The sequence below is a fragment of the Paenibacillus sp. GCM10023250 genome, from assembly GCF_042653205.1.
GTDB lineage: Bacteria > Bacillota > Bacilli > Paenibacillales > Paenibacillaceae > Paenibacillus_Z.
Genome location: NZ_JBHSHY010000013.1, coordinates 110,833 through 132,897 on the forward strand (window position 1 = coordinate 110,833; position 22,065 = coordinate 132,897).

Annotated in this window: 22 protein-coding genes; 12 read left to right on the forward strand and 10 right to left on the reverse strand. The window is 64.8% G+C overall.

What is annotated here, in order from left to right:
* Nucleotides 1-25: 25 nt before the first annotated feature.
* From ACFPB1_RS13015 to ACFPB1_RS13025, 3 genes are all read left to right on the forward strand, one after another.
* Complete coding sequence (locus ACFPB1_RS13015) at nucleotides 26-1,969, forward strand: ABC transporter ATP-binding protein (RefSeq protein ID WP_379225825.1); 1,944 nt, start codon at nucleotides 26-28, stop codon at nucleotides 1,967-1,969.
* Nucleotides 1,970-2,123: 154 nt separating this feature from the next.
* Entirely contained in the window at nucleotides 2,124-2,822 is a 699-nt protein-coding gene (locus ACFPB1_RS13020) for a histidine phosphatase family protein (protein ID WP_379225827.1), read from the forward strand.
* Between the two features lie 96 nt (nucleotides 2,823-2,918).
* On the forward strand, nucleotides 2,919-3,350 hold the full coding sequence (locus ACFPB1_RS13025; protein WP_379225829.1) for a universal stress protein: 432 nt from the start codon (nucleotides 2,919-2,921) through the stop codon (nucleotides 3,348-3,350).
* Nucleotides 3,351-3,599: 249 nt separating this feature from the next.
* On the opposite strand, the gene ACFPB1_RS13030 is transcribed toward ACFPB1_RS13025, so the two are convergent.
* The gene (locus tag ACFPB1_RS13030) at nucleotides 3,600-4,154 is read right to left on the reverse strand and encodes a PadR family transcriptional regulator (protein WP_379225831.1); all 555 of its coding nucleotides are present in this window, start codon (nucleotides 4,152-4,154) and stop codon (nucleotides 3,600-3,602) included.
* 119 nt (nucleotides 4,155-4,273) lie between these two features.
* Between ACFPB1_RS13030 and ACFPB1_RS13035 the strand changes: the two genes are divergently transcribed.
* The 6 genes from ACFPB1_RS13035 to ACFPB1_RS13060 all read left to right on the forward strand — a co-directional run bounded on the left by ACFPB1_RS13035 (nucleotide 4,274) and on the right by ACFPB1_RS13060 (nucleotide 8,332).
* Nucleotides 4,274-5,797, forward strand: coding sequence for a DHA2 family efflux MFS transporter permease subunit (locus ACFPB1_RS13035; protein ID WP_379225833.1), 1,524 nt, complete (start codon nucleotides 4,274-4,276; stop codon nucleotides 5,795-5,797).
* A 248-nt stretch (nucleotides 5,798-6,045) separates the two neighbouring features.
* Entirely contained in the window at nucleotides 6,046-6,189 is a 144-nt protein-coding gene (locus ACFPB1_RS13040) for a hypothetical protein (RefSeq protein ID WP_379225835.1), read from the forward strand.
* A gap of 29 nt (nucleotides 6,190-6,218) precedes the next feature.
* Nucleotides 6,219-6,680 carry a DUF2306 domain-containing protein gene (locus tag ACFPB1_RS13045; RefSeq protein ID WP_379225837.1) on the forward strand — a complete coding sequence of 154 codons (462 nt, stop codon included), beginning with the start codon at nucleotides 6,219-6,221 and terminating at the stop codon, nucleotides 6,678-6,680.
* A 128-nt stretch (nucleotides 6,681-6,808) separates the two neighbouring features.
* Nucleotides 6,809-7,099 carry a hypothetical protein gene (locus ACFPB1_RS13050; protein WP_379225839.1) on the forward strand — a complete coding sequence of 97 codons (291 nt, stop codon included), beginning with the start codon at nucleotides 6,809-6,811 and terminating at the stop codon, nucleotides 7,097-7,099.
* A gap of 80 nt (nucleotides 7,100-7,179) precedes the next feature.
* Entirely contained in the window at nucleotides 7,180-7,785 is a 606-nt protein-coding gene (locus ACFPB1_RS13055) for a pentapeptide repeat-containing protein (RefSeq protein WP_379225841.1), read from the forward strand.
* Nucleotides 7,786-7,864: 79 nt separating this feature from the next.
* Complete coding sequence (locus ACFPB1_RS13060) at nucleotides 7,865-8,332, forward strand: heme-degrading domain-containing protein (protein WP_379225843.1); 468 nt, start codon at nucleotides 7,865-7,867, stop codon at nucleotides 8,330-8,332.
* A 174-nt stretch (nucleotides 8,333-8,506) separates the two neighbouring features.
* On the opposite strand, the gene ACFPB1_RS13065 is transcribed toward ACFPB1_RS13060, so the two are convergent.
* The 5 genes from ACFPB1_RS13065 to ACFPB1_RS13085 form a co-directional block, all read right to left on the reverse strand.
* Nucleotides 8,507-9,400, reverse strand: coding sequence for a carbohydrate ABC transporter permease (locus ACFPB1_RS13065; RefSeq protein WP_379225845.1), 894 nt, complete (start codon nucleotides 9,398-9,400; stop codon nucleotides 8,507-8,509).
* A gap of 20 nt (nucleotides 9,401-9,420) precedes the next feature.
* Entirely contained in the window at nucleotides 9,421-10,311 is an 891-nt protein-coding gene (locus ACFPB1_RS13070; protein WP_379225847.1) for an ABC transporter permease, read from the reverse strand.
* Nucleotides 10,312-10,398: 87 nt separating this feature from the next.
* Nucleotides 10,399-12,114, reverse strand: coding sequence for an extracellular solute-binding protein (locus ACFPB1_RS13075; protein WP_379225850.1), 1,716 nt, complete (start codon nucleotides 12,112-12,114; stop codon nucleotides 10,399-10,401).
* Nucleotides 12,115-12,240: 126 nt separating this feature from the next.
* Nucleotides 12,241-13,668, reverse strand: a complete 1,428-nt coding sequence (locus tag ACFPB1_RS13080) for a response regulator (RefSeq protein WP_379225852.1) — start codon at nucleotides 13,666-13,668, stop codon at nucleotides 12,241-12,243.
* Nucleotides 13,661-15,403: a sensor histidine kinase gene (locus tag ACFPB1_RS13085; protein ID WP_379225854.1), complete on the reverse strand. Its 1,743-nt coding sequence runs from the start codon at nucleotides 15,401-15,403 to the stop codon at nucleotides 13,661-13,663. Before ACFPB1_RS13085 ends, ACFPB1_RS13080 begins: the two co-directional genes overlap by 8 nt.
* Before the next feature lie 221 nt (nucleotides 15,404-15,624).
* Between ACFPB1_RS13085 and ACFPB1_RS13090 the strand changes: the two genes are divergently transcribed.
* The 3 genes from ACFPB1_RS13090 (at nucleotide 15,625) to ACFPB1_RS13100 (ending at nucleotide 18,295) form a co-directional block, all read left to right on the forward strand.
* Nucleotides 15,625-16,317, forward strand: coding sequence for a response regulator transcription factor (locus ACFPB1_RS13090; RefSeq protein WP_379225857.1), 693 nt, complete (start codon nucleotides 15,625-15,627; stop codon nucleotides 16,315-16,317).
* The gene (locus ACFPB1_RS13095) at nucleotides 16,310-17,470 is read left to right on the forward strand and encodes a sensor histidine kinase (RefSeq protein ID WP_379225859.1); all 1,161 of its coding nucleotides are present in this window, start codon (nucleotides 16,310-16,312) and stop codon (nucleotides 17,468-17,470) included. The genes ACFPB1_RS13090 and ACFPB1_RS13095 overlap by 8 nt, the downstream gene beginning before the upstream one ends.
* Nucleotides 17,471-17,620: 150 nt before the next feature.
* Nucleotides 17,621-18,295 carry an HAD family hydrolase gene (locus ACFPB1_RS13100; protein ID WP_379225861.1) on the forward strand — a complete coding sequence of 225 codons (675 nt, stop codon included), beginning with the start codon at nucleotides 17,621-17,623 and terminating at the stop codon, nucleotides 18,293-18,295.
* A 47-nt stretch (nucleotides 18,296-18,342) separates the two neighbouring features.
* On the opposite strand, the gene ACFPB1_RS13105 is transcribed toward ACFPB1_RS13100, so the two are convergent.
* The 4 genes from ACFPB1_RS13105 to ACFPB1_RS13120 all read right to left on the reverse strand — a co-directional run bounded on the left by ACFPB1_RS13105 (nucleotide 18,343) and on the right by ACFPB1_RS13120 (nucleotide 22,064).
* On the reverse strand, nucleotides 18,343-19,083 hold the full coding sequence (locus ACFPB1_RS13105) for an SDR family NAD(P)-dependent oxidoreductase (protein ID WP_379225863.1): 741 nt from the start codon (nucleotides 19,081-19,083) through the stop codon (nucleotides 18,343-18,345).
* 237 nt (nucleotides 19,084-19,320) lie between these two features.
* On the reverse strand, nucleotides 19,321-19,860 hold the full coding sequence (locus ACFPB1_RS13110; protein ID WP_379225865.1) for a cytochrome c biogenesis protein CcdC: 540 nt from the start codon (nucleotides 19,858-19,860) through the stop codon (nucleotides 19,321-19,323).
* Nucleotides 19,861-20,046: 186 nt separating this feature from the next.
* Nucleotides 20,047-21,057 (reverse strand): FecCD family ABC transporter permease, encoded by a 1,011-nt coding sequence (locus ACFPB1_RS13115; protein ID WP_379225867.1) that lies wholly within the window; start codon nucleotides 21,055-21,057, stop codon nucleotides 20,047-20,049.
* A complete protein-coding gene (locus tag ACFPB1_RS13120) occupies nucleotides 21,054-22,064 on the reverse strand; it encodes a FecCD family ABC transporter permease (RefSeq protein ID WP_379225869.1) in 1,011 nt (336 codons plus the stop codon). The genes ACFPB1_RS13115 and ACFPB1_RS13120 overlap by 4 nt, the downstream gene beginning before the upstream one ends.
* Nucleotide 22,065: the final 1 nt, after the last annotated feature.

Below are 22,065 nucleotides of genomic sequence, written 5' to 3' on the forward strand. Positions count from 1 at the left end.
GCGCCGAGGGAGAGGAGCGGACGGGATGCAGGAATTTCGCGGACTAGGCCTCGGCGCCGGCAGCGGCGGCCAAGGCACGGGCGGCAACCGGTGGCGGATGCGGGAGCTGGCCGAGAGCGAGCACTTCGACTGGCCGATTTTTCGGCGCGCGCTGCGCGCGTTCGTGCCGTATTGGCCGTACACGATCGTCGTCACGATCGTCATTCTGGCGGCGTCGCTCGGCGGCGCGATTCCGGCGTGGCTGACGCAGAAGATTATCGACGAGGGCATTCAGCGGCGCGACATGTCCCTCATCGTGGAGTATACGCTGGCGCTCATCGGCGTGTCGATCGCCACGGGCCTGCTCGGCGTGCTGCAGTCATATCTGAGCAATCTGATCGCCCAGAACGTCATGGCGGATTACCGGATCTCGATCTTCCGCCACCTGCAGCGGCAGACGGTCGGCTTCTTCGCCTCCCGCCAGTCGGGCGATCTCGTCTCGCGCGTCACGAACGACGTGACCGCCATTCAGAGCGTCGTTACCTCGACGCTCGTCGGCTTCGTCAGCAATCTGCTGAGCATCGCGGCTACGCTGTTTCTCATGTTCAGCATGAACTGGCGCCTCGCGATCCTGGCTGTCATCGTGGTACCCGGCTTCGTCATTCCGACCCAGCGCGTCGGCAAGTCCCGCCAGCAGCTGCAGGGCCAGATCCAGCAGTGGCTGTCGAAAATGACCGTCCAGCTGAGCGAGTCGCTCGGCGTGAGCGGGGCGCTGCTGATCCGCATCTTCAACCGGCAGGGGCCGGAGGAGAAGGAATTCGCCGAATCCAACCGGACCCTGCGCGACCTGCAGGTACGCCAGGCGCTGGTCGGCCGATGGCTGTTCATGTGGCTGAGCATGTTCTCGTCCATCGGGCCGGCGCTGCTGTGGGGCTACGGCGGCTGGCTCGTGCTGAAGGGAGAGATCGGCCTCGGCGTCATCGTCGCGTTCACCGCGCTGCTCTCGCGCCTTTACGGTCCGCTCAGCCAGCTGGCGCAGCTGCACGTCAGCATCCTGTCGTCCGTCGCGCTGTTCCGCCGCATCTTCGGCATCCTGGACGTGGAACCTGAGATCGTCGACGGGACGCAGACCCTGCCGGACAACAGCGTGCTCGGAAGGCTGCGGCTGGAGAAAGTATCGTTCTCGTACGCGCCGAGCCTGCGGGAGGCGCGGCCGGAGGGGGCGGGCGCAACGAACGGTCCGCGCCGGCTTCCGGGCGGCGGCGGCACGCCGGAGCGGCCGGCCGAGCGCTGGGCGCTGCGGGAGATCGACCTCGCGATCGAGCCCGGCGAGACGGTCGCGCTCGTCGGGCCGAGCGGCGCCGGCAAGACGACGCTGCTGAACCTCATTCCGCGGTTCTCCGACCCGGCCGAAGGGCGGCTGCTGCTCGACGGCGTGGACACGCGGACGCTGACGCTGCACGCGCTGCGCGCCCAGATGGGGCTCGTGCCGCAGGATCCGTTCTTCTTCCACGACACGGTCGCGAACAACCTGCGCCTGGCCAAGGACACGGCGACGCCGGAGGAGATGGAGGCCGCGTGCCGCGCCGCCCAGATCCACGAGACGATCGCCGCGCTGCCGGACGGCTACGACACGGTCGTCGGGGAGCGGGGCTACCGTCTGTCGGGCGGCGAACGCCAGCGGCTCGCGATCGCGCGGGTGCTGCTGCAGGGGCCGAAGATCGTGCTCCTCGACGAGGCGACGAGCGCGCTCGACACCGTCATCGAGCGCAAAATCCAGGATGCGCTGGCCGTCCTGCTCGAAGGCCGGACCGCGCTCGTCATCGCGCACCGGCTCTCGACGATCCTGAAGGCGGACAAAATCGTCGTCATGGAGCGGGGCCGCATCGCCGCCGGCGGCACGCACGCCGAGCTGGTCGAGCGCGACCCGCTGTACAAGCAGCTGTACGAGACGCAGTTCCACATCGAAGCGGAGCTCGAGGGGCATTAGCGCTGCAAGCCCGCAACGCCGGCGGATTCAAGCCGGGCTAGGGCCGCGAAGTAAAGAGAATGGGCAAGAGGCGACGCGCCTCTTGCCCTTTTTTTCGGTTGAGAGCGGGCTGACCTGCGCAAGCTAACGGCATAAGCGAAAGAGGAGGAGACGCATGGGGAACTTCGGTATCGTCGGGGTTCGGGCGGCGAAGCGGCTGGCCGCTCTGATGCTGGCCGCGGCTGTGGCCATCGCGTTCGTCGCGGGCGTCCCGGACGGGGCGCATGCCGCGCAGCGGCCGCAGGATTTGGCGGAGTCGCTGCGGGAGGGTGGTTTTGTGCTGTATGTACGCCACGGAGAGGCAAACGTCGGCGAAGATCGGCCGGATGCGGATTTCGCCGACTGCGGCAGCCAGAGGAACCTGAGCGAGGCGGGGAGACGCCAAGCCGCTTCGTTCGGCCAAGCGCTGCGGGAGCTGCGGATTCCGGTAAGGACGCCCGTGGAAGCAAGCCCGTTCTGCCGGACGAGGGAAACGGCGGCGCTGGCATTCGGAAGAGGAAACGTCGACATTCAGCCCTTCTGGGCTTCGGTATCTCGGTTAAGCGGACCGATATCGGAGGCGGAGCGTACGGAAACCCTCGAAGCGGTGTCCGCGCGGCTCGAGGTTCCGCCCCTTCCCGGCACGAACCGCGTCGTGGTGGCCCACGGCTTTCCGGCCGGTGCCGGCCTGGGTCCCATTCCCGATATGGGCGCTGTCGTCGTGAAACCGAACGGCCGTGGGCGCGCTTACGAGATCGTCGGACGGCTTAGCGTGGAAGAGCTTCTGCAATTGGCGAAACGGAGCCCGCCGGTCCTATACCCGAAGCGTTCATAAGAAATAAGAAACGCATGGATGGCATTCCGCTGCGCGGAGAGCGCATACTATTCGCAACGCCCGTTCTTGCGGGCGAATACGAGGGAGGAACCCGCCATGTACAACCATATCTTGATCCCGCTCGACGAGTCGGAGCTAGCGGGGAAGGCACTCGAGCATGCCGTCGCATTGGCACGGGCGCTCGGCGGAGGCGTCCGCTTGACGGCGCTGCACGTGAATCCGGGCATTAAGCTGAGCGGGCCGATCATCATCACGTCGGGTCTCGATCTCGAGGGGGCGCTGGCGGAAGAAGACAAGCACGTAGCGGCATACGCGAACGCCAAGCTGGCGTCGGCCGGAGCCGAGCACAAGGTGCTGCTCGCCCAAGGCGATCCGGCCGAGGTCATCTGCCGCACGGCGAAGGAAGCCGGCGCCGATCTGATCATCATGGGCAGCCGCGGCGTCGGCCTCGTCTCCGAGCTCCTGCTGGGCAGCGTCAGCCACGCCGTCGCGAAGCGCGCGCATTGCCCGGTGCTGCTGGTCAAGTAACCAGCCTGCCGGCAGTCGAGCCGTTTCCCGGCCCGTCCGTCTCCGAGGATGCCGTCCGCCTTGGATGAACGGGCCGCGACCCGCGGCGCGCGAAGGCGCCGCGCCGGGCCTGGCTCCAGCGCGACCCGCGATACGATAAAACGACCGGGCCGCCGGCGATCCGCCGGCGGCCCGGTCGTTTTTCGGTTTTTCGAGCCGAATTTAGCGGATCGAGCCGATCGGCGGCCGGCCCCGAGCTCGCGCGCGTCTTCAAGCTCCGTTCGCACCCGGGGAGCCGGAAGCCGCTTCGCGTTCGTCCAGTTGACCGAGCGCCCATTCCGCCCACTGCAGGTCGGCCTTGATGGCGAATTGGCCCTTCTCCATGAGGAGCAGGATGCCGAGCGACGGGGAAGGGTTGAGCTTCGCGTAGGCGTCCATCATGGTCTGCAGCCATTGCAGCCGGTCGCGGCAGTAGGCGAGCCGCATCTCCAGCATGCGGCGGATATCGGCGGGATCGCCCTGCTCCATGCAGAAGACCTTGAGCACGAGCTCGTCGCGGGTGACCGGCTCGTCCGTCGGCATCGTGAGCCAATTGCGCAGGGCGTTCAGCCCCTTGTCGGTGATGGAGTAGACCTTCTTGTCCGGCTTGTCCGTCTGGACGACGAGCGTATGGCGCACGTAGCCGCCGCTCTCGAGCTGGGCGAGCAGGGGATAGATCTGGCTGTGCTTGGCGGGCCAGAACGGCTGGATCTTCAGCATGAGATCGTAGCCGGAATCGGCCGTATGCGAGAGGAGGCTGAGCAGGCCGTACGATAAGGTGTTCACGGGACGCTTCCCTTCATAAGTAAATTTTGACATAAGGGCGTTCTGGCCCTATAATAGGGCTGTGTTCATTATATGTAAAAAGCTACATATCAGCAAACGAACGGAGAGATGGGGAGACCATGGAACAGGGTGAGCAAGCCCAAACGAAAGCCAGCTTCTGGCCAATTATGACCGCCATATTCGTGGGGTCGTTTTTGTGCGTCCTGGCATCCAGCACGATCAATATCGCGCTGCCGATTTTGCAAGACCATTTTCAAACGAGCCTGAGCACGATTCAGTGGACGCTGACCGGCTTCATGCTCGCGATGGGGACGTTCGCGCCGATTGTCGGCTATCTGGGCGAGAGGTTCAGCTATAAGCGGCTGTTTCTGCTCGCGCTCGTCGGCTTCACGCTGTCGTCGTTTCTCTGCGCCGTCGCTTGGGACGAATATTCGCTGATCGCGTTCCGAATCCTGCAAGGGGCGTTCAGCGGCTTGATTTTGCCGGCCTCGATGGCGGTCGTCTACCAGGTCATCCCGCGGGAAAAGCAGGCCATGGCCATCGCGCTCTGGTCGCTCGCCTCCATGATGGCACCGGCGATCGGCCCGACCTTCAGCGGCTGGCTGCTGCAGAACTTCGACTGGCAGTGGCTCTTCTGGATGAACATTCCGATCGGCCTGATCGCCATCGTGCTCGTGGCCGCCTATATTCCGTATTACCGGCTCAGCGTGCCGAAGAAATTCGACGGCATCGGCTTCGTCACCGTCCTGATCGGCAGCGCCGCGCTGCTGCTTGCGCTTGGCCAAGGCGGCACATGGGGATGGGGCTCCGCGAAAGTCGTCTCGCTCATCATCGCCGGCGTCGTGCTGCTGCTCGCGTTCGTCTGGCAGGAGCTGCGGTCCAAGTCGCCGCTGCTTAATCTGCGCGTCCTCGCGAACGGCCGGTATACGCTCAACCTGATCATTACCGTCATCCTGACGATCAGCCTGTATTCGGGCACGCTGCTGACGCCGCTCTTCCTGCAGCGCATTCAGCAGGTCTCGACGATGGATACGGGGCTGATCCTGCTGCCGGCTTCGCTCGTCATGGCGCTCGTGATGCCGATTATCGGCAAATTGTATACGTCGATCGGCCCGCGGTGGCTGATGGGCATCGGCATTCCGCTGCTCGCCCTCGGCACCCTGATGCTGAGCTGGGGCAGCATCGACATCTCGCATACTTATATCCTCTGGTGGATGATCGTGCGGAACCTCGGCATCGCCATGGTCATGATGCCCGCCAGCAACGCGGCGATGGAGCGCATCCCGCGCCATCTGACCGGGCACGCGTCCTCGATCTCCAACTGGCTGCGCAACGTGTTCGGCTCGTTCGCGATCGCCGTCTTCACGACGCTGCTCGCGTCGCGTTCCACGCAGCACGCCGCGGACCTGGCGAAGGCCGGGGACACGAACGAGCAGCACATCGGCATGATGGCGTTCACGATGAGCGTCAACGACGTGTACCTGATCGCCACGATCGTCGCGATCGTCGCGCTGCCGCTAGCCCTGTTCGTCGGCCGGACGAAGCCGGCGGCCGCCGAGCCGGACGGCGCCGCGCCGGCCCGTCCGGCCGCGGGCGGCGAAGTCCGCACCGCCGGCACGAAGGCGGCCGAGGCGAAGGCGTAAGGGCTGCCGCGGCCAGCCGTCGCAGGCGCGCCCGTCGCCGCGAACCCGGCGCCGGTGCGCTTGCGCCGCAATCGCAACGCTTCCGAACCTCGGGCGGCCGCCGGCCGCCCGGGGTTCTTCGGCGTTATGGAACCGGCGCGCCTCCGTCCCTGGACGGACGAAGCTCCCTCCGGCGCTGTGTTACGATGGGAGGCGAGAACGGGCGGCCGACCGGACAGGCGGCCGCCCGACGAGGAGCGTGCCGCATCTTGAAGACGAAGCTAAACCGTCGGCTATTGCTATTGATCGTGTCGCTCGGCGTCATGATCCCGTTCGCCGCGCCCTACTTCACGTTCGACCCCGCGAACAGCCGGGTGGACATCGCGCCGGGCAGCCTGCGCTTCCGCTGCTGATCGCCCATATCGCGTTTGCGTTCGCCGCGATGCTCGCGGGGTTCGCCCAGTTCTCCGGGCGTCTCCGCGCACGGCGGCCCGGGCTTCACCGAATCATAGGCCGAGTCTACGTCGCGAGCGTCGGGGCCGCCGGGCTGCTGGCGCTGCCGCTTGCCGGCTATATGGACGACTTCTCGAAGGCGACGGGCTTCCTCGCGCTGGCGCTCGCGTGGCTCTTCACGGCCTGGAAGGGCTGGCGCGGCGCCGTGCGCCGCGACTTCGACGCGCACCGGATCTGGATGCTCCGCAGCTTCGGCATCACGCTGGTCGCCGTGAGCGGGCGCCTGCTCGTGCCGGTGCTGCTGCTGACGTACGGCCTGCTGCACGGCTTTACGCTGCCCGCGGGCCGGGAAGGCATGGTCGTGGCCGTGCTGAACGCGAACATTTGGGCGGGACTGGTCGCGAACCTCGCCGTGGTAGAATGGGTGCTGCTGAAGCCGAAGAGGTCATAGCCGCGGGCGAATGTGCGCCGCGCGGGAAGGATTCCGCGCGGGCCGGCGCGAACTATGCTAGCGTAACGCGAACGCATCTTCATGCCCGCAATCGGCTTGCGCGGGCCCGAGCAAAGGAGCGACCTGCCATGGCAAACCGCGGCAAGCGGATGACGGTCGTCGTGCCGATCGTCGTCGTCGCCGGCTTCGCGCTGGCGCTATTCTCGCCGTCCCCGACGCCCGAATGGGCCGTCAGGAAGGACATCCTGCTGTCCTTCCATCCCGTGCTCGCGTTCGAGTCGCGCGTCACGGAAGGCACAATCAAGGACGATCCGCGGTATGGCCATCTCTATCTCGCGTCCGGCCTGGAGGCGTCCTTCGTCTACGTCAAGAAGTCCGGCTACGGCTGGTACGTGGCAACGAGGGGAACCGGGCCGTAAACGCCGCCCTCGCCGGCCGCGCACGTGATTCCGTAGGCCGGCTAGCGGCCGGCGCGCCTGCGGCACCAAGGAGGAACCGAATGTTTTCCTATATTGATCAACATTACGAGGCCATCGACTTCGCCGGCCGCGACCTGCGGGACGGCGAGCTGATCCGCTGCACGTTCGAGCGCTGCGATTTCACGGCGGCGTCCATGGAGGAGCTGTCGACGACCGGCTGCCGCTTCGTGGACTGCCGTTTCCGCGGCGCGCTGCTGAACGCGTCGGCGCATGCGGAGTCGGCGTTTCTCAACTGTTCGTTTACCGAAGCGAATCTGTTCGTGGCGACGTTCTCGGCCTGCAAAATGACGGGAACCGACTTCGCCAAGGCGCAGCTGGACGGCTTCACCATCGCCGGCGGAGACTGGTCCTACGTGAACCTGCGGCATGCGCGGCTGGCCAAGCAGGATCTGCGCGGCGTCTGCTTCCTGGAGGCCGATCTGTCGGGCGCGAACCTCGAGAAGGCGGATCTGCGGAACTGCGACCTGACGCGGGTCAATCTGGCCCAGGCGCAGCTGAAGGGCGCGGACCTGCGCGGCGCCGTCATGGACGGGGTGAACTGGCCTTCCGTCGACGTGAAGGGCGTGCGGATGGACGCCGCCCAAGCCGTCCTGTTCCTGCGCGCGCACGGCGCGAAGGTGGACTGACCGCGGCCGATTTGGCGTGCCGTCCCGATTTGTCGTACACTAGGAGAGAATCCGAAGCGAAGAGAGGGACGACCAGACCATGAGCGATTTTCTGCATGCGCTGTTGGCACAGGAAGAAGAGCTGCAATTCGATTATTTCACGAACGAGGATGCGTTCGAGCTGGGCTGCATCATCGTCAAGCACGCCAAGGACGTGCTCGGCAAAGGGATCGCGGTCCATATCGAGAACGGCGAAGTGCCGCTGTTCACGCATTACATGACGGGCACGTCCAAGGACAACACGTACTGGATTAACGCGAAGAAAAACGTGGTGCGTCATTACGGCCACAGCTCGCTGTACGTCGGCGAGAAATATAAATCGGAAGGCACGACGTTCAAGGACGGCTCCGGCCTGCCGCTCGAGGAGTACCAAGGCGAGGGCGGTTCGTTCCCGATCATCGTGCGCGGCCATGGCGTCGTCGGCACGGTCACGGTATCCGGGCTGGCCGGCGAAGAGGACCATCAAGTGGCCGTGGACGGCCTGCGCCATTATTTGACCCGGACGTAAGCGGGAGAGAAGCCGGGGGCGCGCCTTGCTGCGCGGCTCGCCGCGCGGGCCGGCAATGCCGTCCCGGTCGAATCGCTTTACATCGCTTGCGCATAAAGCCCGGCGACGCTCGCAATGAGCGCCGCCGGGCTTTTGTGTGTCCATCGCTATGTTCGGAACCGCCCAGCGCCGAAGCTATTCCTTCACGGAGCCGAGCGTGATGCCGTGAATGAAGAAGCGCTGGATGAACGGATAGATGAGCAGGATCGGAATCATCGAGATAATGATTTTGGCCGCGTTGAACGTCCGGTTGGACACTGCCATCGCCTGCGCCAGCTGCTCCGGCGACATGCCGGTCATCGCCTGCGCGCTCAGCTGGGCGACCAGCGTCTGAATGTACGTCTGCAGCGGGTAGTTGTCCTGCTTGTTCATCAGGATGAGGCCGTCGAAGAACGAGTTCCAGTGGAACACGATGCTGAACAGCGTCACCGTGGCGATCGCCGGCAGCGACAGCGGAACGAACAGGCGGATCATGATGTACCACGGTCCGGCGCCGTCGATCTCGGCCGCTTCCGACAGCTCCTTCGGCAGGTTGCGGAAGAAGTTCATGAGCAGGATGACGTTGAACACCTGCACGGCGTGCGGGAGGATGAGCGCCCACATGGAATTGAGCAGGCCGTAGGACTTGATCGTCATGAACCACGGCACGATGCCGCCGCTGAACAGCATGGTGAAGACGAGGAACCACATGTAGACGTTGCGCATCGGGAACTGCTTGGCGTCCTTCGAGAGCGCGTAGGCCATCATGACCGTCAGCACGAAGTTCAGCAGGCCGCCGAATACCACCCGCTTGATCGAGATATAGAACGCATGGAAGAATAGTCCGTCGTCGAGCACCTTGGCGTAACTGGCCGTGGTGGCGTTGATCGGCAGCAGCAGCACCCGGCCGGCGTCCGCCGCGGCCTTATCGGAGAAGGAAACGGCCAGAGTATGCAGAATCGGCACGAGGCAGGCGAGCGAGAAGACGATCAGCGCGATCAGAATCGTCGTGTCCAGCACCCGGTTCGATAGATTGGCTCTTCCCACCATTGGTAATCACCCCATTCGAATTAGAAAATGCGATAGTTCGCGAAGCGGCTCGCCAGCACGTACGACACGACGACGAGGATGAAGCTGACCACCGACTTGAACAGGCCGACCGCGGTCGCGAGGCTGTACTGCAGGTCGTTCAGGCCGACGCGGTAGACGTATGTGTCGATAATGTCGGAGGACTGGTAGACGAGCGGGTTGTACATGTTGAAGATCTGGTCGAAGTTCGCGTTCATGACGTTGCCGAGCGCCAGCGTGCCGAGCAGCACGACCGTCGTGCGCACGCCGGGGAGCGTCACATGCCACAGCTGGCGGAAGCGGCTCGCGCCGTCGATGTTCGCGGCCTCGTAGAGCACGGGATTGATGCCCGTCAGCGCGGCCAGGTAGACGATCGCGTTGAAGCCGAATTCCTTCCAGACGTCCGTGCCGACGATGATGGCCGGGAACCACTTGTTGCTGGCGTAGAACAGGACGGGATCGATGCCGAACAGGCCGAACGTCTTGTTGACGATGCCATCCAGCGAGAAGACATCGAAGAATATAGTCGCAAGCAGCACCCACGAGAGGAAGTGCGGCAGATAGACGATGGTTTGGATCGATTTCCGCAGGAACCGCTGCCGCACTTCGTTCAGAAGCAGGGCGAACACGAGCGGCACGATCAGATTGGCGATGATCTTAAGCACCGCCAGGAAGATGGTGTTGAAGAAAATCTGCCTGCTGTCGGGCAGCTGAAAGAGATAGGTAATGTTGTCGAGGCCGACCCATTCCGAGCCCCGGATGCCGCGTCCCGGCTTGAAGTTCTGGAACGCCATGACGGCGTAGAACATCGGCACGATACTGAACAAGGCCAGAAAGACGATGCCTGGCAGGACCATGAGGTTGTAGTGAAAGCCATTCTTTTTCGTGCGCATCGGTTCTCACCGCTTTTTCGTTAATTTTTTGGATAGAAAAGGGCTCCCGGGCGTTGCCCGGAAGCCCGCCGCTGCCGTTAAGGCGTCTTACTTGTCGTTTACGATCTCCGTGACTTCCTTCGTGATCTGGTCGCCGCCGAGCTTCTTCCACTGCGCCACGAAGTCGTCGAAGGCGCTGACCGGCAGATCGCCGACGATGATCTTAAGGAACGTCTCGCTCTCGAGCTTCTCGAGCGTCGCCCACTTCGTCTCCATGGTGCGGGTCATGCCGTAGAAGACGCCGTACACTTTCTCCATCGGCTGGGTCGCGAGGACCGCGCCGCCGATCTCGTATGCCTTGGCCGGCTTCCAGGCATCCATGTTCTTCTTCGGATTTTCCTTCTCGGCCATCGTGAAGTCGTAGACCAGCTTCGTGTCGGGATCGAACGTCGACGGGTCGACTTCGCCCTTGATGGCTTTCTGTACGTCGTTATACCGCTTGACAACGGCGTCGGAGTAGTCGAGCAGCAGGTCGAACGGATAGAAGTTCCGGATGTGCACGCCGGTATCGGCCGCGTAATCGTCCAGCTTCTTCGTTTCCTCGGTGTTCGGGTCCTGTCTGCGCTCGTAGCGGGTGAAGACGTTCAGCATCTTGATTGCCGCTTCCGGATGCTCGTAGCCCTTGCGGACAACGATGTAGCGGTCCGTGACCGGCGCCATGTGCGTCGTGAACTTGCCGCCCGCGTCCAGAGGCGCGGCGTACGCGTTCCATTCCGCCTTGGTGTCGTTCGTGACGGAGTCGGCGAGCGGCCAATACGGCATCCACCACGGGCCGAAGAACAGGCCGGTCTTGTTCGCCACGATCGGCTCCTGCGTCTCCTTGTAGAGCGCGAACTGCTTGTCGATCAGGCCGTTCTTGTACCAGTCGGCCAGCTTCGCGAGCGCTTCTTTGTTCTCCGGCGTCGTCGAGCCGTACACGACGTTGCCGCTCGCGTCCTTGATCCAGTTCTTCGGGAACGCGTGGAACGCGCCGAAGATCGCGTCGAAGCCGTTCGGATTCGGCTTCTGGCCATAGACGACCGACTTGTCGCCCTCGAGGCCGACCGTGTCCGCCTTGCCGTTGCCGTCGGGATCCTGCTCGACGAACGCCTTGGCGATCTTCTCGACGTCGTCCATCGTCTTCGGCGCCGGCAGCTTCAGCTTATCCAGCCAGTCTTGGCGCACCCACAGGAGCGACGGGGCATCGGCTTCGATCGCCACGTTCGGCAGGCCGTAGAGCTTGTCGTCCGACGTCGCGTCCGCGAGCGCCATGCCGTTCGTGGAGGCGTACAGGTCTTTGACCAGCTGGGAGCCGTATTTCTCGTACGTGTCCGTCAAATCTTCGAGCATGTCGTTGTCGATCAGCTTGCGGAGCTGGTTGCGATCGACGACCATGGCGTCCGGCAGGTCGTTGCTCGCGATCGCCAGGTTGACCTTCTGTTTGAAGGCATCGTCGCCTTTGGCTTCCCAAGCGTGGACGACCTTGATGTTCGTCAGGCTTTCGAAGTAGCGGGAGACGATATTGTTCTCGTTCGTGTCGCCGTTCTTCAGCTTGTCGTCGGGAATCTTGAATCCGATGCTGAGCGTGACCGGCTCGGCCGACTTGCCGTAGGCCAGGTCGTCGCCCGTCGCCTCGTTGCCCGCGTTCGCCGCTTGTCCGTCGTTGCCGGGAGCCTGGCTGCCGCTGTTCGCATTGCCGGCATTGCCGCTGTTGCCGCCATTGTCGCCGCAGGCGGACAAGACGAGGGACATGGCCATCGCCGTGAGCAGAAGCTTCGCTTTCATAAAGAAACACCCCGTTTGTGTTTAATTCGTGTTTACGCTTTCATCTTACCCGATCGGGTGCGTGCGGCCGGAGGGAAAACGGGCCGCAGATGCGGCCGGGCCGTTCGCAGTTGGCGAACCGTTTTCCTACCGGCTGCCGACCGTTTTCCCCCTTTGGCTCCGGTATTCCGTCGGCAGCAGGCCCACGCGCTCCTTGAATACGCGGCTGAAATACTTGTCGTCCTCGAAGCCGGCGAGGGAGGCGATCTCGTAGACGGGCGCGTCGGATGCCAGGAGCAGCGTCTTGGCGCGCTCGATTCGCATGCCGCGGAGCGTCTCGCCGAAGGACTGGCCGGCGAAGCGGGTGAAGCACTGGCTGAAATAGCTGCGGCTCATGTTGATGTGCAGGGCGACGTCGGCCTGGTTGATCTTGTCGCCCGCGTGCCGGCGCATGTAGCGGACGGCCTGGATCAGGCTCGCCATCACTTCCCGCGACAGCGAGAGCTCGAGCATCCGGCGCTGCGCCAGGTCGGCGAAGAGCCGGAACCAGTCCCGCCACGGCGCCCAAGCCTGGCGCGGCGCGCGGTCGGCGTTCAGCCGGCGAAGCGCTTCCGCGTCGAGCAGCACGCCCGCCCATTCCTGCTCGAGCGCCCGGGCGAACGCGTCCAGCCGTTCCGGCGCCGGGCGCAGATCCGTCAGCGCCCGCTCGAACGCGTCCCATTCGCCCGCGCCGAGCGCCCACTTGACGGCGAGCCACCCGTCGAAGGCGGCGTCGAGCCCGGCGTCCGCGTCCGGTCTCGCCTTGGCGAGCGCCTCGTACGGGATCTCGGCCGGGCGGCCGTCCGCCGGCTCGGGCGCGTAGAAGAGATGGCGGGCGAGCCGCTCGCCGAGCGCGCGCTTCACGTCCGCCAGCGGCCGGTCCTCCAGGCCGGCCACGAGCGCCGTGCGCCACCGGGCGGCAGGCAGGCCCTCGAGCTCGCGCTTCAGCTCGGGCGTCCAGCCGGGCGGGGCGAGCTGCGCCATCCGGATGCCGCCGGCCAGCTCGTGCATCGCGTGGCGCTGGGCGAACGGCAGGCGGAGCAGCTCGGCGGGATCGGCATCCGCGTCGAGCGGGACGAACGCCAGCGCCTCGCCGGAGGTGAACCGGTCGCGGTCCGCGCCCGCGCCGGGAGCGTACGCCGCGCGGCTGCTCGCTTCCCAGCGGACGCGGTCGACGATCCGGTTCATGACGTCGTCGACGTTGTCCATGTCGAGCACCGTCTTCACGATGTAGTCGATCGCGCCGAGCCGCATGGCCTCCTGCACGTAGTCGAATTCGTGGTGGCACGTCAGCACGACGGACTTCATCCGGGGATAGCGCGTCCGGACTTGGGCGAGCAGCTCGAAGCCGTCCATGCCCGGCATGGTGAGGTCCGTGAACAGCAGATCGACCTCCTGCTTCTCGAGCAGCTCCAGCGCCGCCCGGCCGTCGGCGGCCTCCTGGGCGATCACGATGCCGAAGGACGCCCAGTCGATGACCGATATGAACCCTTTGCGCACGAGCTTCTCGTCATCCACAACCATTGCCCTAATCATCGAACTCCTCCTTCGCTTTGCGCGGAATGATAATCGTAATCGTCGTGCCTTCATGGGGAACGCCGTTAATGTCGATGGACATCCGGTCCCCGTAAAACTGCTTCAGCAGCCGGTTGACGTAGGACAGCCCGATGCCGAGGCCGCGCTTGGCGGCGCCGGGATCCTCCTGGAGGAGGCGCCGCGCCGTCTCGGGGTCGATGCCGTCGCCGTTGTCGGCCACCACGAGCGAGACGCGGCTCCCCTCCAGCGCCCGGATCGTGATCGCGACCCGGCCCTGGCGCTCGCCCGTGCCGTGATAGATCGCGTTCTCCACGAGCGGCTGGAGCAGGAAGCGGGGGATCGCCGCCCCGAGGACCGTCTCGTCGACGTCGACCGCGTATTCGAACTCGTAGTCGTAGCGGATGCGCTGAAGCTCCATGTAGTTTTGCAGGGCGTCGATCTCGTCCTGGATCGTCACGATGATGCTCTTCTTCCCGAGGTTGTAGTGCAGCACCTTGACGAGCAGGGTGACGAGCTTGTCGATTTCCTTCTGCCCGTTCATCCGGGCGAGCCATTGGACGGTGTTCAGCGTGTTGTGCAGGAAGTGCGGGTTGATCTGGCTGAGCAGCTTCTCGATCTCCAGCCGGCTCTTCTGCTGCTCGTTATGCTCCACCTCGGTCAGCAGCCCGTTGATCTTCGTCTTCATGTCCTGGAAGTTGCCGAGCAGCAGGTCGAACTCCTCGACGCGCGTATACGCGACCGGGGCTTCGATGTTCTCCGCCATCCGCACGATCTCGGAGTTGACCTTCCGAAGCGGCCGGTACACCTGCTTCCAGATGAACAGCGCGAGCAGGACGGAGAACACGAGCGTCGCGAGCGCGACGAAGAACAGCTTGTACAGCCACGAATAGATCTCGCTGTTGAACGTCGACTGCTTCACGGCGGTAATCAGCTGCCAGCCCTGCGGACTCTGGTAGCGGAACAGGTGGTAGCCGCCGCTGACCTTGTGCGGCGCGTCGTCCGCGGTCCAGGAGACGTCGAGCGCTTCCCGGGGCATGTCTTTGTTTTCGACATACGTCATGTCGCCGTGTTCGTTGACGAGCAGATGCGTCACCTTCATGCCGTACGAACGCTCGCTCAGGATTTTGGCGAACAGGTTGTAGTTGGTCTCCAGATAGATGTACACGTTCTTGGCGCCGGGCACGCGCACCACCCGCAGCGACGAGAAGACGAAGTTGTTGCTCGAGCTGTACATCGTCTTGTGCGGGCCGAAGTACGACGCGCCGTTATAGGTCATGAAGGGCGGCAGCTTGTCCGTGCCGAAATCGCGGCTCAGGCTGAAGTTCGTGAACAGCACCGGATCGTCCAGTCCCGGTTCCACGTAAGCGGTTACGCCGAGGACCGGATTGGTGAAGTTGACGAGGTTGATCTTCTGGTTGATGCTTGCCATGAGCTGCGATTTCTTGTACACCTGCTTCTCCTGGAGGAACTTGCCGACCTCGTCGACGATCTGCCCGTCCAGCGCGAACTGCTTGGAGGCGAAGTCGAGGTTGTTGATCGTATTCTCCAGCGTGGCCGCTTCCTGGTTCAGGCTGGCGCTGATGCCGCTTTGGATCTTGTTCGTCAGGATCGAGTAGATGGAGTAGTACGTCATGGCGCCGAGCGCGGCGAGCGGCAGCAGGCTGCCGATGACCAGGTAAATGACCAGACTTCGTCTCAAGGACTTGGATTTGCGCGCGAGGATGCGTCGCTTCATCGAGGTGCTCCTTCCCGCGGCGGACGCGCCGTCTCTATTCGGACGTAATTATAACATACGCGCATTCGCCGCGAGATTTCAAAATCCGCCTTGAATCGATTTCCAGCTTAGCGAAATTTGTCCTTCGGCCCCGGGGCATTTCCTATAACCCCGCCCGATGGAGTAAACTAAAAAGAAAACGGCAAGCTTCAAGCTTGCCCCTACGGGAGCTGGAATAAAGGATGAAGCGCATGACGATATTGATCGCGGACGACGAGGCGGAAATCGCCGATCTGGTCGAGCTGCATCTGGCGAGGGAGGGCTACCGCTGCATCAAGGCGGCCTCGGGCCACGAGGCCGTGCAGGCCGTGCAGTCGCAGACGGTCGACCTGGCGATTCTCGATATCATGATGCCGGGCATGGACGGCTACGAGGTGACGCGGCAGATCCGGGAGACTTCCGCGATGCCGATCATCTTCCTCAGCGCGAAGACGAGCGACCTTGACAAAATCACGGGGCTCGTCATCGGCGCCGACGATTACATGACGAAGCCGTTCAACCCGATGGAGCTGGTCGCGCGCGTGAACGCCCAGATGCGAAGGGCGCTGCAGTTCAATCAGCAGACGGGGGGGAACGCCGCGCCCGTGCTGGAGTCCGGCGGCCTCGTCATCGATCCCGGCCGGCATACGGTGACGCAGTTCGGCAATCCCGTCGAGCTGACCCCGAAGGAATTCGACATCCTGTACCTGCTCGCGAGCCATCCGAAGAAGGTGTTCAGCGCGGAGCATCTGTTCCAGAGCGTCTGGGGCGAGGCATACTACGAGAGCGGCAATACCGTCATGGTGCATATCCGCACCCTGCGCAAGAAGCTCGGCGACGACAAGAACAAGTGGATCAAGACCGTCTGGGGCGTGGGGTACACGTTCAATGGGTAAGCCCGGCATCAGCTTCCGCGTCCGAATGATCCTGTTCCTCGTGCTCAGCATGCTGCTCGCGGGGCTCGCGCTCTTCCTGGCGTACAAGGCGGTGGAGTCGTATTACATGGCCGATACGCGGTACGCCGATGATCCGCTGTTCCAGCTGCGGCATATCATCGCGAACGGCATCGGCGACTTCAAGTTCGCCATGCTGCTCATGATTCCGCTGACGATCTTATTCTTCTACCTGTTCACGAAGCCGTACGCGGCGTACTTCAAGGCGATTTCGGGGGGCATCCACCGCCTGGCGGCCGGGGATTTCGGCAGCCGCGTCGTCATCCATGCGAAAGACGAGTTCGGGCAGATCGCCGAGGACATCAACCTCGCGGGCGAGAACCTGCAGCGGGCGGTGGAGCGGGGGGACTTCGCGGAGAGCAGCAAGAACCAGCTCGTGCTGAACCTGGCGCACGACCTCCGCACGCCGCTGACGTCGGTGCTCGGCTACCTGGACTTCATCCTCCGGGACGAAGAGCTGTCCAAGGAGCAGGCCGCGCATTACACGCGCATCGCGTTCACCAAGTCCAAGCGGCTCGAGAAGCTGATCGACGAGCTGTTCGAGGTGACCCGGATGAACCACGGCATGTCACCGCTGCACCGGGCCGACCTGGACCTGAGCGAGCTGCTCGTGCAGCTGAACGAGGAGCTGTATCCGCTGTTCGAGAGCAAGGAGCTGACCGTGCGCCCGGACATCGCGCCGAACGTCCGGCTCTTCGGCGACGGCGAGCTGCTGGCGCGGGTGTTCGAGAACCTGCTGACGAACGCCGTGCGCTACGGGGCGGACGGGCATTACATCGACGTCGTCTGCTTCGAGGAAGGCGGCGAGGCCATCGTGCAGGTGGCCAATTACGGCGATTCTATCCCGCCGGAGCAGCTGCCGCACCTGTTCGAGATGTTCTATACCGGCGATCAGGCGCGGACCCATCAAGGCGGCGGCACCGGGCTCGGCCTGTTCATCGTCCGCAATATTGTGGAGCAGCACGGCGGCACGATCGAGGCGCAGAGCGACGTCGTGCGCACCTGCTTCGAGGTGCGGCTGCCGCTGGACGGCGGCGAGAGCGCGCCGGCGGCCGAGCAGCCCGCCCTCAAGCCGCGAAGCGCGCGGGGGAAGTGAGCGCGGCGCGGGAGCGGCCGGGCGAGGGCGGGCGCGCGAGGACGGGCGCATGAGGACGGGCGGCGCTTGTCCGGCGACCCTAGCAGGGATGCGACCCTCCAATCGAGAACTCCTCAGAGGAGCAAGTGACATCTGAGGAGGAGTGGTGGCGTGATTAAAGCGATCGTTTTCGATTTCGACGGACTGATCTACGATACCGAGGCGCCGGAGTATCGGGCGTACCGGGAGATATTTGAGGAGCACGGGCACGAGCTGGAGCTGGCCGTCTGGGGGCAATGCGTGGGCACGCACGACAGCGGGTTTGATCCGTATGGGCATTTGGAAGCGTGCCTGGGGCGGACCGTCGACCGGGAGCTGCTGCGCGCGCGGCACCGGGAGAAGTTCGAGGCGCTGCTCGCGGCGGAAACGATCCGTCCCGGCGTGGAGGACTATCTGAAGGACGCCGGGAGGCTCGGCCTCCGCGTCGGGCTGGCGTCGAGCGCGACCCGGGCCTGGGTGTCGGGCCATCTCGGCCGGCTGAACGTGGCGCCGTACTTCGAATGCATCCGGGTGCGCGACGACGTGGTCCGGGCGAAGCCCGATCCCGAGCTGTACCTGCAGGTCATCCGCGAATTCGGGATCGAGCCGCACGAGGCGGTCGCGTTCGAGGATTCGCCGAACGGCGCGAAGGCGGCCAAGGCGGCCGGCATGTACTGCGTCACGGTGCCGAACGACGTCACGCGCGGGCTGGCCTTCGGCAGCGTGGACCTGCGGCTGGAATCGCTGGCGGACGTGAAGCTGGACGCGCTGATCCGGCGCCTGGAGGCCGGCGCGCCGGTCCGATGAGCCCCTTGGGGGCCGGGCTCGGGCGCCGGGCGGACCGCGGAGCGCCGCTACAGCGTCTGCCCGCTGTCCACCGTGATCAGCTGGCCCGTCATCGCTTCCTGCTCGAGCGCGGCGCAGATGAGCTGCGCGACGTCCTCCGGCGCCGCGATGCGCTGCAGCAGCAGGTTCGGGGCCAGCCGCTGCATCTGCGCCTCGCGGCCCGTCCACCAGCGCGTCGCCACGGCGCCGGGCACGACCGCGTTCACGCGGATATCCGGCGACAGGGCGCGCGCCAGCGATTTCGTGAGGCCATGCACCGCCGCCTTGGAGACGGCGTAGGGGAGCGAGGAGCCGAGCCCCGTGTTCCCCGCGAAGCTGCCGACGTTGACGATCGCGCCTTGGCCGGCCTGCTTCATCCACGGCGCGGCCGCGCGGGCGCAGCGGAACATGCCCTTCACGTTCACGTCGAGCAGCGAATCCCAGATCTCGTCCGTGACCGCGTCCAGGTCGTGCAGCGGGATATGATGCGTGAAGCCGGCGTTGTTGACGAGCAGCTGCACGCCGCCGAACGTCTCGGCCGCGCGCCCGATCATGGCCCGCACCTCGTCGTCCCGGGCCACGTCGGCCTGGGCGGCGATCGCCCGGCCGCCCTCGTCCCGGATTGCCCGTACGACGTCCTCCGCTTCTTCCTGCGAGCGCGAATAGTTGACGACGACGTTCGCGCCTTTGCGGGCCAAGAGCAGGCTGACCGCCCGGCCGATTCCCGTGCCGCCGCCCGTGACGACGGCCGTCCGATCCTTCAGTTCCATGGGTCTTCCTCCTTCGAATGGCGATGCCGAGCACTGCCGGCTCGCGAGTCGCCCCTATTGTAACGCCGGGGCGGGGACGTTGTATAATTGAAAAAAACGATGCCCGCGTTCATTATTAATGAACGCGGCCGCAGCGCGGGACAGCGCGCAAAAAAGACACCGCCGAACGCAATGTCATTAAGTTAAACGATCTTAATGACATTGCCGCCGAACGGTGTCTTTTTGCGTCTTCCACGCTCACTCTTCCACGCCGGCCTGCGGGCCGCCGTCGGCGAACCCCTGCGGCGCGCCCGGAGCCGGCATCGCCGCCGCTCGCTTCGCGAGGAGTCTGCGAAATTTCGCGTACGAGACGATCCGCCACGGCACCGCGTAGCCGGCGGCCACGACGACGAATAGCGCGGCTTCCGTATCCGGCCCGATGAAGGCGAAATAATCCCGGAGCAGGAAGCGGACGACGAAGATCGCGAGGAACGCGACGATGAAGCTGCGGTTCTTGACGGCATAGATCTGACCGTCCGCGCGAAGCTCGTAATTCGTGGTCCAGATGAGGGGCACCGCCAGCGCGGCGCCGATCAGGAACGCGACGAGGAATTCCCACGGCACCGCGTTCACGTTCGGTCCGGACGCTACGGGGACGCTGAGGACCGCCACGTAGACGGCCGGCAGCAGCAGGCGGATGCCGTTGCCCTTGATAGGACGGTACATCGCGCGCGTTCTGCGCCAGAGAATAAGCGCCGCGATCAGGACGACAACGAGATAAAACGATGACCCTTGCATGAAGAGATCGGTCCACCCTTCTGGAAAGTCTCTCTAGCATATGGAAAACTTTCCTATTTGTCTAGTGGCGCGCACCGGGCGGAAAGCGTCCGTTCAACGGCACAAGCGCCTCGTCCCGGGGGAACGAAGCGCTTGTGGATCTAGGAGAAACGGCAGGCTCGGACGGGCTGTCCGCCGCCGGCGCTTCTAGATTTTCTTCATCAGGAGATAGATGAAGTAGGGCGCGCCGATCAGCGCGACCACGATGCCCGCGGGCACGCCGTCCGCGGTGCCGACGTTGCGGCCGATCGTGTCGGCGAGCACGAGCAGCCAGCCGCCGATCAGGATCGCGACGGGCATGAACAGCTGGTTGCGCGGGCCGACCAGCGCCTTCGCCATGTGCGGCGCCATCAGGCCGACGAAGGCGATGCCGCCGGTGACGGATACGGCGGCGGCCGCCAGCGCGACCGCCGCGAGCAGCAGCACGAGCCGCTCCCGCGCCAGGGCGACGCCGACGCCGATCGCGACGGATTCGTCGAGCGCCAGCAGGTTCAGCTTGTTCGCCTTGTAGAGCACGAACGGCACGAGCGCGGCGAGCCACGGCAGCAGCGCCCAGACGAACGGCCAGTCCGTGCCCCAGACGTTGCCGGCCAGCCATTTCGAGATGAAGTCGACCTTCTGCCGGTCGGCGGACGAGATCAGCACGATCATGATGCCCGAGAGCGCCATGGAGAAGCCGACGCCGGTCAGGACGAACCGGACGGGCTGGAGGCCGGCATGCCGCTTGTATGCGAACAGATAAATCAGCGCCGACGTCAAGAGCGCCCCGCCGAACGCGGCCATCGGCAGCACGTACGCGAACGTGTCCGCCTCGAGCGGCATGAACAGGAAGAAGAAGGCGACGCCGACGCCCGCGCCGGAATTGATGCCGATGATGCCGGGATCGGCCAGGTCGTTGCGCGTCACGCTCTGCAGGATGGAGCCGGCGAGCGCCAGCGCCATGCCCGACAAGAGCGTGATGACGATGCGCGGCAGACGGACTTCGTACAGGATGAAGTGCTCCCTGAAATTGCCGTGCCCGAACAGGGTCGGCAGCAGGCGGCCGTACGGGAGCTTGGCGTAGCCGAGCCCCATGCCGAGGAAGACGGTCAGGACAATGAGTGCGAACAAGACGAGCAGGATCATGCGCTGCTTGCGAACGATTGCGGGCCGAATCATCGGATGGTCTTGCCCCCTCTCCGCATGATGTACAGGAAGAAGGGCAGCCCCGCGATCGCGACGATCGCGGCGAGCGGCGTCTCGTACGGCGCGTTGATCGTCCGGGCGAGCGTGTCCGCGAGCAGCATGAACGTCGCTCCCGACACGGCCGACATCGGCACGACGAAGCGATAATCCGTGCCGACGACGCCGCGCACGATATGCGGGATCATGAGCCCGAGGAACGTCAGGTTGCCGACCAGCGCTACGGAAGCGCCGGCGAGCAGCACGGTCACGACGAACAGCGCCGCCTTCACGGCGCCGGTCCGCTGGCCGAGGCCGACGGCGACGTCCTCGCTCAGGCTCAGGATCGTGAGCTGCCGCGACAACATCATGGCGGTCAGCACGCCGGCCGAGACGAACGGAATGATGACCTGCAGCTGCTCCCAGGACGTGCCGATGATGCCGCCGGCCGTCCACATGGAGACGTCTTTTGAGATCTTGAACGCCAGGCCGACGCCGTCCGCCAGCGCGTACAGGAACGCCGAAACGGCGGAACCCGCCAGCACGATGCGCAGCGGGGAGAAGCCGCCCTTCTTGGCGGCGCCGATGCCGGCCACGAGCAGGGAACCGGCCGCGGCGCCGATGAAGCAGGCGATGGTGATCCAGAAATAATTGGCCGACGGGACGAGCGCAAGGGTGAAGGCCAGCGCCGCGTTGGCGCCGGCCGTCAGCCCGAGCAGGCCGGGATCGGCGAGCGGGTTGCGCGTCATGCCCTGCATGACCGAGCCGGACACCGCGAGCGCCGCCCCGATGAAGATCGCCGCGATTTCGCGCGGCAGCCGGATCTCGCGGAGCACCGAGAGGTTCTCGCCGGGCCGGTCGGTCATGAGCGCGAGCCACACTTCCTTCGGCGTCGTGTGGGCGGCGCCGAGCGTCATGGCGACGAAGAACGTCAAGACGAAGAGCAGCAAGCCCGCGGCGAGCTTGAAGGCGAAGGGGACGGTGCGGGTCGAGTCGCCAGCCATC

Coding starts and splice junctions, on each gene's coding strand:
- ACFPB1_RS13015 (WP_379225825.1), top strand. CDS start 26: ATGCAGGAATTTCGCGGACTAGGCCTCGGCGCCGGCAGCGGCGGCCAA.
- ACFPB1_RS13020 (WP_379225827.1), top strand. CDS start 2,124: ATGGGGAACTTCGGTATCGTCGGGGTTCGGGCGGCGAAGCGGCTGGCC.
- ACFPB1_RS13025 (WP_379225829.1), top strand. CDS start 2,919: ATGTACAACCATATCTTGATCCCGCTCGACGAGTCGGAGCTAGCGGGG.
- ACFPB1_RS13035 (WP_379225833.1), top strand. CDS start 4,274: ATGGAACAGGGTGAGCAAGCCCAAACGAAAGCCAGCTTCTGGCCAATT.
- ACFPB1_RS13045 (WP_379225837.1), top strand. CDS start 6,219: ATGCTCGCGGGGTTCGCCCAGTTCTCCGGGCGTCTCCGCGCACGGCGG.
- ACFPB1_RS13050 (WP_379225839.1), top strand. CDS start 6,809: ATGGCAAACCGCGGCAAGCGGATGACGGTCGTCGTGCCGATCGTCGTC.
- ACFPB1_RS13055 (WP_379225841.1), top strand. CDS start 7,180: ATGTTTTCCTATATTGATCAACATTACGAGGCCATCGACTTCGCCGGC.
- ACFPB1_RS13060 (WP_379225843.1), top strand. CDS start 7,865: ATGAGCGATTTTCTGCATGCGCTGTTGGCACAGGAAGAAGAGCTGCAA.
- ACFPB1_RS13065 (WP_379225845.1), bottom strand. CDS start 9,400: ATGGTGGGAAGAGCCAATCTATCGAACCGGGTGCTGGACACGACGATT.
- ACFPB1_RS13070 (WP_379225847.1), bottom strand. CDS start 10,311: ATGCGCACGAAAAAGAATGGCTTTCACTACAACCTCATGGTCCTGCCA.
- ACFPB1_RS13075 (WP_379225850.1), bottom strand. CDS start 12,114: ATGAAAGCGAAGCTTCTGCTCACGGCGATGGCCATGTCCCTCGTCTTG.
- ACFPB1_RS13080 (WP_379225852.1), bottom strand. CDS start 13,668: ATGATTAGGGCAATGGTTGTGGATGACGAGAAGCTCGTGCGCAAAGGG.
- ACFPB1_RS13085 (WP_379225854.1), bottom strand. CDS start 15,403: ATGAAGCGACGCATCCTCGCGCGCAAATCCAAGTCCTTGAGACGAAGT.
- ACFPB1_RS13090 (WP_379225857.1), top strand. CDS start 15,625: ATGAAGCGCATGACGATATTGATCGCGGACGACGAGGCGGAAATCGCC.
- ACFPB1_RS13095 (WP_379225859.1), top strand. CDS start 16,310: ATGGGTAAGCCCGGCATCAGCTTCCGCGTCCGAATGATCCTGTTCCTC.
- ACFPB1_RS13105 (WP_379225863.1), bottom strand. CDS start 19,083: ATGGAACTGAAGGATCGGACGGCCGTCGTCACGGGCGGCGGCACGGGA.
- ACFPB1_RS13110 (WP_379225865.1), bottom strand. CDS start 19,860: ATGCAAGGGTCATCGTTTTATCTCGTTGTCGTCCTGATCGCGGCGCTT.
- ACFPB1_RS13115 (WP_379225867.1), bottom strand. CDS start 21,057: ATGATTCGGCCCGCAATCGTTCGCAAGCAGCGCATGATCCTGCTCGTC.
- ACFPB1_RS13120 (WP_379225869.1), bottom strand. CDS start 22,064: ATGGCTGGCGACTCGACCCGCACCGTCCCCTTCGCCTTCAAGCTCGCC.